At 56.8% G+C, this 11,909-nt stretch carries 11 protein-coding genes; 8 read left to right on the plus strand and 3 right to left on the minus strand.

Going from position 1 to position 11,909, the window contains the following annotated elements; translation table 11 throughout:
- Window positions 1-35: 35 nt before the first annotated feature.
- Complete coding sequence (locus tag DS906_RS17380; RefSeq protein ID WP_113791503.1) at window positions 36-923, minus strand: AEC family transporter; 888 nt, start codon at window positions 921-923, stop codon at window positions 36-38.
- A gap of 217 nt (window positions 924-1,140) precedes the next feature.
- Between DS906_RS17380 and DS906_RS17385 the strand changes: the two genes are divergently transcribed.
- A complete protein-coding gene (locus DS906_RS17385; protein ID WP_113791364.1) occupies window positions 1,141-1,950 on the plus strand; it encodes a division plane positioning ATPase MipZ in 810 nt (269 codons plus the stop codon).
- A 322-nt stretch (window positions 1,951-2,272) separates the two neighbouring features.
- Complete coding sequence (locus tag DS906_RS17390; RefSeq protein WP_113791365.1) at window positions 2,273-3,739, plus strand: uracil-xanthine permease family protein; 1,467 nt, start codon at window positions 2,273-2,275, stop codon at window positions 3,737-3,739.
- 77 nt (window positions 3,740-3,816) lie between these two features.
- On the opposite strand, the gene DS906_RS17395 is transcribed toward DS906_RS17390, so the two are convergent.
- Window positions 3,817-5,061 (minus strand): adenylate/guanylate cyclase domain-containing protein, encoded by a 1,245-nt coding sequence (locus tag DS906_RS17395; protein WP_113791504.1) that lies wholly within the window; start codon window positions 5,059-5,061, stop codon window positions 3,817-3,819.
- A gap of 60 nt (window positions 5,062-5,121) precedes the next feature.
- Window positions 5,122-5,574, minus strand: coding sequence for a MarR family winged helix-turn-helix transcriptional regulator (locus DS906_RS17400; RefSeq protein WP_113791366.1), 453 nt, complete (start codon window positions 5,572-5,574; stop codon window positions 5,122-5,124).
- 57 nt (window positions 5,575-5,631) lie between these two features.
- On the opposite strand from DS906_RS17400, the gene hmgA reads away from it, so the two are divergent.
- The 6 genes from hmgA to maiA all read left to right on the plus strand — a co-directional run bounded on the left by hmgA (window position 5,632) and on the right by maiA (window position 11,836).
- Window positions 5,632-6,987 (plus strand): homogentisate 1,2-dioxygenase, encoded by a 1,356-nt coding sequence (gene hmgA / locus DS906_RS17405; protein ID WP_113791367.1) that lies wholly within the window; start codon window positions 5,632-5,634, stop codon window positions 6,985-6,987.
- Between the two features lie 22 nt (window positions 6,988-7,009).
- Window positions 7,010-8,266, plus strand: coding sequence for a fumarylacetoacetase (fahA, locus tag DS906_RS17410; RefSeq protein ID WP_113791368.1), 1,257 nt, complete (start codon window positions 7,010-7,012; stop codon window positions 8,264-8,266).
- A 10-nt stretch (window positions 8,267-8,276) separates the two neighbouring features.
- Complete coding sequence (locus DS906_RS17415) at window positions 8,277-9,227, plus strand: MBL fold metallo-hydrolase (RefSeq protein WP_113791369.1); 951 nt, start codon at window positions 8,277-8,279, stop codon at window positions 9,225-9,227.
- A gap of 137 nt (window positions 9,228-9,364) precedes the next feature.
- On the plus strand, window positions 9,365-10,975 hold the full coding sequence (locus DS906_RS17420) for an FAD-dependent oxidoreductase (RefSeq protein ID WP_113791370.1): 1,611 nt from the start codon (window positions 9,365-9,367) through the stop codon (window positions 10,973-10,975).
- A gap of 5 nt (window positions 10,976-10,980) precedes the next feature.
- The gene (locus DS906_RS17425; RefSeq protein WP_113791371.1) at window positions 10,981-11,178 is read left to right on the plus strand and encodes a DUF2783 domain-containing protein; all 198 of its coding nucleotides are present in this window, start codon (window positions 10,981-10,983) and stop codon (window positions 11,176-11,178) included.
- A 19-nt stretch (window positions 11,179-11,197) separates the two neighbouring features.
- The gene (maiA, locus tag DS906_RS17430; protein ID WP_113791372.1) at window positions 11,198-11,836 is read left to right on the plus strand and encodes a maleylacetoacetate isomerase; all 639 of its coding nucleotides are present in this window, start codon (window positions 11,198-11,200) and stop codon (window positions 11,834-11,836) included.
- The last annotated feature ends 73 nt before the right edge of the window (window positions 11,837-11,909 follow it).

Here is an 11,909-nt window from a genome sequence, read left to right on the forward strand (position 1 = left end):
TTTAGCGATTTTTGTCGCTGCGCATAGGGTCGGCTTTAGATCCAGTAGGACAGCGCAATCGGCAGGACGATGATCGTGGCCAGCGTCGACACAAGAATGAAACCAGCGACATCCGGCCCGTATTCCGGCACGTGCTGGTCAATGAACAGGTAAGTCGCAACCGAGGACGGCATCAGGCAACACAGGATCACCGCGCCACGCTCAGCCCCGGTGAAAGCAAAAACCCATACCAAAGCGCTGGCGATTGCAATTGCCATGACCAGATGCAGAACGGTCAACAGCGCCGCCCGGCCCAGGCTTTTGATCCGCAACGTCGCCAGCGTATGGCCCAATGTCAGCAGCATCAGTGGGATCGACAGCCCCCCAAGAATGTCGAAGGACTTTGCCAGCGGTTGAGGCAAGCTTGATCCGCTCGCCATAAGGATCAGAGACAGGATCACTGCATAAATGATCGGGGACGTGACGAGCTTTCTGGGCGAAAACTCACCCGCCGGGATCCACATGCCGATGGTGAAAATGCTAATCAACACGACCACGACAAATCCCATCGTATAGGCCATTCCCGCATCACCCAACGCAAGCAAGGCGATAGGCAACCCGATATTGCCCACGTTCCCATGCATCAGCGGCGTCAAAAAGGCCCGAACCGGCAGTCGCATGGCCTTCAGTGCCAGAAATCCCAACACTCCGAACCCCGCAATGGCCAGCGCTGCGGCCATCATGACGTCCAGAAAGGTGCCAACCGCAATTTGGGTCGTGGACAGATGCGAGATGATCAGCGCCGGGTATCCAACGCGCGAGACGATTCCACCGATGACTTTGTTGTCGAACGGTGCCTTGATCACGGCAAGGGCATAGCCGACCCCGGCGCAGATCAGCACCGGCAGAACCACGTTCAGAACGTTCAAAAACAGATGGTCCAACCGGTTCCCCTGTTGCAAAACCCTGATTTGAACTGTGAAACAGCCGGTCCGTTTTGACAAGCACGCGTCCTAACCGACACAGCCGGTTGAGTTTTCCAAATTAGAGCCTGATATTGCCCTGCTAGGGCGCTTGGGGTTCTTCCCTTCCCGGCTTCCACAACATATAGTGGTTGGTAACAACGTGTGGGTAAGCACGGCGGGACGTGGGAATACAAGCATGGCACATATTATCGTAGTGGGGAACGAGAAGGGCGGCGCAGGCAAATCGACCGTGTCGATGCATGTCGCTACAGCGCTGGCGCGCTTGGGTCACAAGGTCAGCACACTGGACCTTGATCTTCGGCAGCGCAGCCTTGGCCGGTACTTCGAAAACCGCGAAAACTTTCTGAAAGACCCGGACCTGAGCCTGCCCAGCCCCCGCCACCACGATCTGCCCGAGATTGATGCGGCCAAGCTGAAACCTGGCGAGAACATCTATGACCACCGTTTGTCTGCCGCTGTGGCCGAGCTGGAAAGTGACAGTGATTTCATCCTGATCGATTGCCCCGGATCGCACACCCGCCTAAGTCAGGTGGCACATTCACTGGCCGATACGTTGATCACGCCGCTGAATGACAGCTTTATCGACTTTGACCTGCTTGCACGGATCGACTCCAAGGGCGAAAAAATCCTGGGTCCGTCGGTCTATTCGGAAATGGTGTGGAACGCACGCCAACTGCGTGCGCAGGCGGGACTAAAGCCCATCGACTGGGTGGTTGTCCGCAACCGCGTCGGCACCCAGCGCATGGTCAACAAGGAAAAGATGCAGCGCGCGATTGAGATGCTGTCCCAGCGCATCGGCTTCCGCGTCGCATCGGGTTTCTCCGAGCGGGTTATCTTCCGCGAGCTTTTCCCACGTGGCCTGACCTTGCTGGACCTCAAGGATATTGGGGTCAAACAGCTGAACATTTCGAACATCGCTGCACGGCAAGAGCTGCGCGACATGATGAAAGAGCTGAACCTGCCGGGTGTTGAGATCGACTTCTGACGCCCCGTTTGGACGTTCCAGCCCCAGCGCTACCATACCTCGCCAAAATCGTAGATCAGGTGTGCGCCCCTGCCCTTTTGGGCAATGAGTTTTGACAATACCGGCAGCCTGAAGCTTCAGCGTCGCGTTAAGGCTGACTTTGTACCGCCATTCGTATCTTTACCAAAAATACAACTATCCAAAGCACCTTTTTGGTATTTTTGATAATCACCACTATCCACCTGATCTAATAATAGACAACTTTGAATGGATCGGGATGTGAATTCCACACCGGGTTATCAAGGGACAGGACGCCAAATCGCGCGTTGACGGGAGGACAGCCATGACCGATTCATCCATTGGGACGCCGGAGCAGCTTCGGGATCCAAACTATTTTCCAGCCATTTACCGGGCCGTACCGCTGGGGATACAGCACGTGCTTGCAATGTTCGTATCGAACGTTACTCCGGCGATTATCGTTGCCGGCGCGGCGGGTTTTGGCTTTGGCTCAAACAGCCCGGACTTTCCCGAGTTGCTATACCTGATCCAAATGTCGATGCTTTTTGCCGGTGTAGCAACGTTGTTGCAAACGGTAACGCTTGGCCCGGTTGGCGCAGCGCTTCCGATCGTACAGGGCACATCCTTCGCCTTTATTCCGATCATGATCCCTCTGGTTGCCGGAAAAGGCGTAGACGGTCTTGCCGCCCTGTTCGGGGGCGTGATTATCGGTGGCTTGTTTCATGCGCTGTTGGGCACGGTAATCGGCAGGATACGCTTTGCACTACCGCCCTTGGTCACTGGGCTGGTCGTAACGATGATTGGTCTTGCACTGGTTAAGGTCGGCATCGAATACGCAGCCGGAGGTGTACCAGCCAAGGCTTCGGGTGCTGAAAGCTATGGCTCATTGTCCAGTTGGACACCCGCGCTGATCGTTGTGTTTGTCACTTTGGGGCTCAAGTTCTTTGCGCGTGGCATGCTTTCGGTGTCGGCCGTTCTGGTCGGTATTCTGGTGGGTTATGTTTATTGCCTGCTGGTCGGGAAATTACCCGTCGAGGTGATCTCTGGCTCGTGGGAACGCTCTGCGGCTTTCGCACTGCCGCAGCCTTTCAAATACGGCTTCGAGTTCTCGTTCGCCGCAGTAATCGGTTTCTGTCTTATGGCCTTTGTGTCCGCCGTCGAGACGGTTGGCGATGTCTCGGGGATCACCAAAGGTGGCGCAGGTCGTGAGGCGACCGACAAAGAAATTCAAGGCGCCACGTATGCAGACGGTATCGGCTCTGCCATTGCAGGCATCTTTGGTGGGTTCCCGAATACCTCGTTCAGCCAGAATGTCGGTCTGATCGCTATGACCGGTGTCATGAGCCGCCACGTGGTCACCATTGGTGCCATTTTCCTGATTGTGTGTGGTCTGGTGCCCAAAGTCGGAGGGTTGATCCGAACGGTTCCGATCGAAGTGCTGGGCGGCGGCGTCATAGTCATGTTCGGCATGGTTGTCGCCGCAGGCGTATCCATGCTGTCGGATGTTGTATGGAACCGGCGGAACATGGTGATCTTTGCGGTTTCGCTTTCGATTGGTCTGGGGCTTCAACTCGAAGTCATGAACGTGGCACCCGGATCGGCAAATGCGCTGCAGCACCTGCCCGACACCCTGCGGGTCCTGGGCGCGTCAGGCATCCTTCCAGCAGCGTTTATCGCTATCGTGCTTAACCTGATCCTGCCAGAGACACTCGCTGATGAGGCGACAGAAGAAGTTTCTGGGGGTATGGCCGGCCACGGGCGCGGCGCGTTGGTTAAGGACGATCACGTCTGAGCCAGAAACCATTTCTTGGGCCTGTTCACAAATGGATAGGCCCAAGCCGTAATTAATTTCGGCCACGAAACGCAAACTTAATCCCGTGCGTCGTTCGCTTTGTAAACCGTAAACAGTTCTTTCGGTTCCGGCACTCCACGCAGCATGTAACGACCGACTGAGACCAGCTCCGAAGCACAAGGTTGCGCGGCCTTCGCCACATCGTCCGATATCAGGATCCGTTGCCCCAGCGACCGGTGCATTCCAGCAATCCGCGCGGTCTGGTTGACAGTCGGGCCGATGACGGTGAAGTCCAGGCGGTTCTCAGATCCGATATTGCCGTACAGAATTTCACCTGCGTGCAGGGCCAGCGTATAGTTCGACACAGGCAGGCCATCGGCAGAACGTTGTGCGTTCAGTTTCGCCATCGATGTCTCCAATTCGCCGACGGCCGCCAATGCTGCGCGCGCGTCCGCATCGATCTCTCCGACATCGAACATGGCCATTAGCCCGTCACCCATGAACTTGAGGATGCTTCCATCGCATTTGTGGACCACGTCGATAGCAGCGGCCAGATACTCGTTCAGCATCTCAATAAGGGCATCACCCGGCAGCTCTTCGGACAGGCTGGTGAACCCCTCAAGGTCAAAGTTCCAGATCACCGCATCGATTTGCTGAAGCGACCCGCGCCTGATTTCGCCGGACAAAACGCGCCGACCGGCATCACGTCCCAAATAGACGCGCATAAGGTCCTTTGATATCCGTTGGTTGTTTGCAGATTTCAAAGCCAATCCGAGAGGCGGCAGGGCTGTATTGATCAACGCCAGATCGCTGTCCTTAAACCCCTCGGGCGCGTTTGACGTCCAAGACAACAATACACCGTTCACCGCCTTTTTTGCGTCCTTCGGCTGATTGTGAGTCGGAATGTCAAAGGACACGCCCGTCGCGTAGTATTCAGTGGCACCATGTTCGCGCAGCTCATTCAGCAAGGGAAATCGGCTGGGTTCGTTCTGATCCAACAACCGTTCGTGCACGACGCTTTCGCCTTCGTTCAGAACAGCAAACAGAGGGCTAGCACGCCATTGATCGCTAGGTTGTTCAGAGTATTCGAACCTTTGATATTCCCCGCCCTTGCCGTGATACCAGCTATAGCCGGTTCCGCCATAAATCGGGTGCAGGGTCGACTGGGCCGCGTGAAATCGCATCAGCGGAACGCCCAGTTCCACCAGGCGATTGCAGTACTCTTCCAGCAGTTCTTCTTTTTCGACACCCTCAAGCCCGCGCGCGACCAGCCAGTTGATCAGATCGCTTGATTTTGCCGTATCGGCATCCAAGGTCGTCATGTTTTGTCCCATTTTTGTTCTGGGCTTCATCTGGGAATTGCGGCGGTGAATTACCAGTGGTCAATCCATATGCGCCAGACGCCGAAGCATTTTGCGCAACAGTTCTGCTTCGTCACGGGAAAACAGGCCAGCAAGCTTTGTATCATAGGCCTCGGCCACCAGGCGCAAATCCCTGTAAACCGTCTGACCTGCGGATGTCAGCGTCAATTGTTCAACCCGGCGGTCGGATGTGTCGCGATTACGGGCTAAGTATCGGCGCTGTTCCAATTTCGAAACTGCACGGCTGACCTTGGTTTTGTGGATTTTGGCACGCTCACCTATTTCTTTCGCAGTCATCTCGCCGTAATTTCCCAGATGAAACAAGACGCGCCATTCGGTGCGAAGCATTCCGTAACGGTCCTTATAGACCTGCTGAAACTCCAGCGAACTTTCTTCGGCTGCACGGTTCAGCAAGTACGGCAGGAATTCCTGCAGATCAAAGTCATCTTTTTTGGCAGATTTGTCCTGAGTCATGCTTGTTAGTTACAAAATCAACTATTACTCGACAAGCAGCAATTGGAGGAACACAGGATGAACCATCCGACGGATCCGCACAAAATGACGCAAGCCAGCACGCCCGTTGGCACGCATGCGGGTTATATGCCCGGCTTTGGAAACGACTTCGAGACCGAGGCCCTTCCCGGCGCGCTGCCGCAGGGCATGAACAGCCCGCAACGCTGCAATTACGGCCTTTATGGTGAACAGCTTAGCGGCACGGCATTCACGGCCAACCCGCCCGAGCGCACATGGTGCTATCGCATCCGCCCGTCGGTCAAGCATTCGCACCGTTATGAAAAATTCGATCTACCGCATTGGAAATCTGCGCCGTGCGTTGACCCGGACGTGATTAGTCTAGGCCAATACCGCTGGGATGCGGTGCCCCATTCCGATGAAGGCCTCACCTGGCTGACCGGGATGCGAACGATGACTACGGCGGGGGATGTGAACACGCAGGTGGGCATGGCCAGCCACATCTATCTGGTCACCGATTCTATGGAGGATGACTATTTCTTCTCGGCCGATTCCGAGATGTTGGTGATGCCACAGGAAGGTCGCCTGCGGTTCGCGACTGAACTCGGAATCATTGATCTGGAACCCAAGGAAATCGCCATTCTCCCCCGTGGCCTCGTGTACCGTGTCGAGGTGCTGGAAGGCCCGGCACGCGGGTTTGTCTGCGAGAACTACGGCCAGAAGTTCGAATTGCCTGGCCGCGGTCCAATTGGGGCCAATTGCATGGCTAATCCACGCGATTTCAAGGCTCCGGTGGCGGCGTTTGAAGACCGCGAGGTGCCTTCGACCGTGACGGTCAAATGGTGCGGGCAATTCCATACCACAAAGATCGGCCAAAGCCCGCTGGACGTGGTGGCGTGGCACGGGAACTACGCGCCCTACAAATATGACCTGCGCACCTACTGTCCGGTCGGTGCAATTCTATTCGACCATCCCGATCCGTCGATCTTTACTGTCCTCACCGCGCCCTCGGGGCAACCGGGCACGGCAAACATCGATTTTGTCCTGTTCCGCGAACGCTGGATGGTGGCCGAGGATACGTTCCGCCCGCCCTGGTATCACAAGAACATCATGTCCGAGTTGATGGGCAACATTTACGGCCAGTATGATGCCAAACCGCAAGGCTTTGTTCCGGGCGGCATGAGCCTGCACAACATGATGCTGCCGCATGGGCCGGATCGGGAAGCGTTTGAAAAAGCATCAAACGCAAACCTCGGGCCAGACAAGCTGGACAACACGATGTCCTTCATGTTCGAAACCCGTTTCCCGCAGCATCTGACACCATTTGCAGCCAACGAAGCCCCGTTGCAGGATGACTACATCGACTGCTGGACGTCGCTTGAGAAAAAGTTCGACGGCACACCGGGCAAAAAGTGACACCCAAAAGAGGTTTGAATACATGCCATTAACGAAATCCTGGGTGGCCTCGGCCAATGAGGCCGATCACCCGTTTCCCCTGAACAACCTGCCATACGGCGTTTTCTCGACCGAAGGAGATGATCCGCGGTGCGGCGTGGCGATTGGCGACATGATTCTGGACGTCACCGCAGCCGAGGCAGGGGGCCTGATCGAACTGGCCGACGAGCCATTCTTCGACCTGCCCTTCTGGAACCCGTTGATGGAGGAAGGTCCTGCCGTCTGGGCTGCATTGCGCAACCGCCTGACCGCATTGTTGGCCGAAGGCGCAGAGGAACAGGCGCAGGTTGAACCGTTGCTTATTGCTCAGATCGACGCCGAAATGCACATGCCTTTTGCGGTCAGCGAATACACCGATTTCTATGCCGGACGTCACCACGCGCAAAACGTCGGCACCATGTTCCGCGGACCGGAAAACGCCCTGCCGCCAAACTGGTTGCATATCCCCATCGGGTATAACGGCCGGGCTTCATCCGTTGTCGTGTCGGGCACCGATATCCGTCGGCCTTGGGGCCAGCTCAAGTCGCCCGATCATGACATGCCCGCTTTTCTGCCTAGCCGTCGTTTTGACATCGAGCTTGAGATGGGCGCGATTGTCGGTACACCCTCGGACGGACCCATCTCGGTTCAAGAGGCCGACAACAACATCTTTGGCTATGTTCTGCTGAACGATTGGTCCGCACGCGATATTCAGGCCTGGGAATATCAACCCTTGGGGCCGTTTCAAGCCAAAGCCACAGCGACTTCGATCAGCCCGTGGATTGTGACAAAGGCGGCGCTGGAACCCTTCCGCTGCGACACGCCTGCGCGTGAATTCGAGTTATTGGATCACATCAAAGACTGCGGTCCGATGCTGTATGACATTGATCTTGAGGTAACGATGGAGCCCGACGGCAAAGACGCCACAGTCATTGCTCGGACGAACTACAACGAAATGTACTACTCGGCCGCCCAACAACTGGCACACCATTCGACCTCAGGCTGCCCGATGAACACGGGCGACCTGCTTGGGTCTGGCACGATTTCCGGTCCGACAAAATCAGAGCGGGGCTCGCTATTGGAACTCAGCTGGGGCGGAAAGGAACCGCTGACACTGGATACCGGCGAAACCCGTACTTTTATCGAGGACGGTGACACTCTGACCCTGACAGGTGCTGCCAAGGGCAAAGGCTACACCATCGGGTTTGGCGACTGTGTTGGGACTCTGTTGCCTGCCCTTGAAAACCCATACACCCGATAAGGAACTCATCATGGCCAAGGCATTTGCGTCCCAAGGGGACATGTCGGAAAAGAAGATCTCTTTCACCGAGGTCGGCGAGGGTCTTTTTGCCTTCACCGCCGAAGGCGATCCGAATTCCGGCGTCATCATCGGCGATGACAGCGTCATGATAGTCGAGGCGCAGGCGACCCCGCGCCTGGCCAACAAGGTGATCGAATGCGTGCGATCCGTGACCGACAAACCGATCACGCATGTTGCGCTGACCCATTACCACGCAGTCCGCGTATTGGGGGCCAGCGCCTTTGGTGCGCAACAGATCCTCATGTCCGACATGGCACGCGCCATGGTCGTTGAACGCGGGCAAGAGGACTGGGACAGCGAGTTTCAGCGTTTCCCCCGCCTGTTTGAAGGTCATGAAAGCATCCCCGGCCTGACCTGGCCCACCACCACATTCAGCGACACGATGACGGTCTATCTGGGCAATCGCCGGGTCGATCTTATGCATTTGGGCCGCGCCCACACCGCAGGTGACGTCGTCATTCACGTACCCGACCAGAATGTCATGTTCACCGGTGACATCGTCGAATACCACTCGGCCTGCTATTGCGGCGACGGGCATTTCAGCGATTGGGGTGATACGCTGGATGAAATCAAGTGGTTCGACGTCGATGCCATCGCACCGGGGCGCGGAAACGCCCTGGTCGGCAAGGACATGGTCAATGCAGCGATCGAAAACACCCGTGACTTTGTCGAAAGCACCTATCGCCCGGCTGCGAAAGTGGCGGCACGCGGTGGATCTCTGAAAGAGGCATGGGATGCAGTGCGCGCAGAGTGCGATCCAAAATTCGCCGATTACGCGATCTACGAACATTGCCTGCCCTTCAATGTCGCCCGCGCCTATGACGAAGCGCGCGGCATCGACACGCCACGCATCTGGACCGCGCAGCGCGATCTTGAGATGTGGGAGGCCCTGCAAGGCTGAAGAAGTCGGGCAAACTTGATCCAGATCGTTTTGCACAGGGGAAATAGGTGAAATCATGGGCCGAGGCCTTCCGGCGCACCCGTGCCAGAGGGCAAGACCTTGCGCGCCCACGGCGCCTGAGTATCGGGGGAGAACCCATGAACAAGATCTTCGAATTCCCGCTCTATGCCTATCAACGCAGCCCGGACCAAGACGCGGCAAGCTCAGTAAGACACAAGGTTATCGTAATCGGAGCCGGTCCAGTTGGGCTGGCCACTGCCATTGATCTGGCCCAGCAGGGTGTTCAGGTCGTGGTACTGGACGACAATGACAAGGTCAGTTTCGGTAGCCGGGCAATCTGTTTCTCGCAACGTTCACTGGAGATTGCCGACCGTTTGGGAATGGGGCGCAAGATGGTTGAAAAAGGCGTTCTATGGGATGCGGGCAAAGTCTTTTTTGACAACCGCCAAGTCTATGAGTTTCACCTGCAGCCCGACACCGGCTACGGGAATCCAGCCTTCATCAATCTTCAGCAATACTACGTTGAAAAGGCGCTTGTCGAACGGGTGCGGGAGTTGCAGACCGGGGGCGCGCCCATTGAAATTCGCGGCCAGAACAAGGTCGAAGCCATCGGCACGCATGACGATCACGTCAAGCTTGAGGTCGAAACACCCGAAGGCCCCTACAACGTTGAGGCGGATTGGCTGATTGCCTGTGATGGGGCGAACTCGCCCAGCCGCCGCATGCTGGGTCTGGATTTCGAAGGGCGCGTATTCGAAGACAACTTCCTGATCGCTGATGTAGTGATGCAGGCGGATTTTCCGAGCGAGCGTTGGTTCTGGTTCGACCCGCCGTTTAACCGGGGACAGTCCGCTCTGCTGCACAAACAGCCAGACAACGTGTGGCGGATCGACTTGCAACTGGGAAAAGACATCAATCCAGAACATGAAAAACAACCTGAAAACGTGATCCCGCGGCTCAAGGCGATGCTGGGTGAAGACGTGAAATTCGAACTCGAATGGGTCTCGATCTACACGTTCCAGTGCCGCCGAATGGAGCGGTTCCGCCATGGTCGCGTATTGTTTGCTGGCGACAGCGCTCATCAGGTCAGTCCTTTTGGCGCTCGGGGGGCCAACTCTGGCATACAGGACGCAGACAACCTGTGCTGGAAACTGAAGCTGGTCATTGACGGCGAAGCACCCGAGTTTTTGCTGGACAGCTACAATCGCGAACGGGTCGAGGCTGCGGATAAGAACATCAGCGCGTCCACGCAATCGACCGAATTCATCACGCCCAAGTCCGACATGTCGCGCCTGTTGCGGGATGCTGTTTTGGACCTCAGTGAGCATTATGAGTTTGCGCGCCCGTTGGTCAATTCCGGCCGCTTGAGCACACCCTGCGCCTATACCGCATCATCGCTCAGCTCTGCCGACGCGCTGAACGGGCCAGAGGTTACGCGCCCCGGTTCTGCGTGCCCGGACGCGCCTTTGGGCGATGATTTCCTGCTGCCAAAACTGGCTGGGAAATTCACGCTGCTGACAATTGATGCGGATGCACCCGACAGTATCGAAGAGGGCGGCGTGCAGGCAACGCGGCTGGCCCTGTCGGTCAAGGATGACCTGTCTTTGGAGTTGAAGCGCAGGTATCTGGGTAATGCCACGGGTGCAGTGTATCTGATCCGGCCTGACCAACATGTTGCAGCCCGTCGCGATACATTCGAAGAAAATGCGTTCCGGAAGGCGATCCGCCGGGCAACCGGCAAGGAGTGAGCGACATGACCAATCTGATCCTTTCCCCCAATCTGGAAAATGCTGACGGTTTCTATGCCGATCTGGTGGCGGCGCATGATGGGCTGGTCAAAGCCGACAGTGACGCCCTGAATGCTCGTCTGGTTCTGGTCCTGGCCAATCACATCGGCAACGCAAGTGTATTGTCTAGCGCCCTGAAAGCCGCCACGCTGAAGGACACCTGACGAACCGAGGAGATCGATGATGAGCGGCGTGGTGTTGTATGACTTTTGGCGGTCTTCGGCCAGCTACAGGGTACGCATCGCGCTGAATCTGGCCGGGATCAGCTATCGCGCTGTTTCAATTGATCTGACAGCGGGCGAACAAAGGTCCGGCAACCACTTGGCGCGTAATCCACAGGGGCTGGTACCCGTGCTCGAGATTGATGGGCTGCGGTTGACGCAATCTCTGGCCATTATCGACTATCTTGACCAAACTCGCGGCCTTGGACTGTTGCCTCCGGAACCGGCGGCCCGGGCGCGTACGCTGGCTTTGGCGCAATCCATTGCGGTTGATGTGCATCCGGTCTGCAATTTGTCGGTCGCGCAATATGCCACTTCGCTGAGTAATGGCGCTGAAGGTATGCCCGGTGACTGGATGCGCCATTTCATTCGCCCCGGCCTACTGGCTTTTGAGGCGCTTCTCGAGGGTTTTGAACAAGCGCCCTATTGCACCGGGGCCAAGCCCGGACTGGCCGATGTTTGTCTAGTCCCGCAAATGTTTAATGCGCGCCGTTGGGACGTGGATTTATCGGACTTGCCGCGCAGTCTAAGCGCCGAGGTCGCTTGTGCCGAAAATCCCGCCTTTGCCGCAGCCCACCCAGATCTCCACGCACCCGCTTGAACTGGCGCACAGAGCCTGTGTGACGGCGCAAATGGCAATACCATTCGCAGCGCCGTACCTTGTTCGAAACGTA

This window comes from Ruegeria sp. A3M17, assembly GCF_003318255.1.
In the GTDB taxonomy this organism is placed as follows: domain Bacteria; phylum Pseudomonadota; class Alphaproteobacteria; order Rhodobacterales; family Rhodobacteraceae; genus Ruegeria.

Coding starts and splice junctions, on each gene's coding strand:
- DS906_RS17385 (WP_113791364.1), top strand. CDS start 1,141: ATGGCACATATTATCGTAGTGGGGAACGAGAAGGGCGGCGCAGGCAAA.
- DS906_RS17390 (WP_113791365.1), top strand. CDS start 2,273: ATGACCGATTCATCCATTGGGACGCCGGAGCAGCTTCGGGATCCAAAC.
- DS906_RS17395 (WP_113791504.1), bottom strand. CDS start 5,061: ATGACGACCTTGGATGCCGATACGGCAAAATCAAGCGATCTGATCAAC.
- DS906_RS17400 (WP_113791366.1), bottom strand. CDS start 5,574: ATGACTCAGGACAAATCTGCCAAAAAAGATGACTTTGATCTGCAGGAA.
- hmgA (WP_113791367.1), top strand. CDS start 5,632: ATGAACCATCCGACGGATCCGCACAAAATGACGCAAGCCAGCACGCCC.
- fahA (WP_113791368.1), top strand. CDS start 7,010: ATGCCATTAACGAAATCCTGGGTGGCCTCGGCCAATGAGGCCGATCAC.
- DS906_RS17415 (WP_113791369.1), top strand. CDS start 8,277: ATGGCCAAGGCATTTGCGTCCCAAGGGGACATGTCGGAAAAGAAGATC.
- DS906_RS17420 (WP_113791370.1), top strand. CDS start 9,365: ATGAACAAGATCTTCGAATTCCCGCTCTATGCCTATCAACGCAGCCCG.
- DS906_RS17425 (WP_113791371.1), top strand. CDS start 10,981: ATGACCAATCTGATCCTTTCCCCCAATCTGGAAAATGCTGACGGTTTC.
- maiA (WP_113791372.1), top strand. CDS start 11,198: ATGAGCGGCGTGGTGTTGTATGACTTTTGGCGGTCTTCGGCCAGCTAC.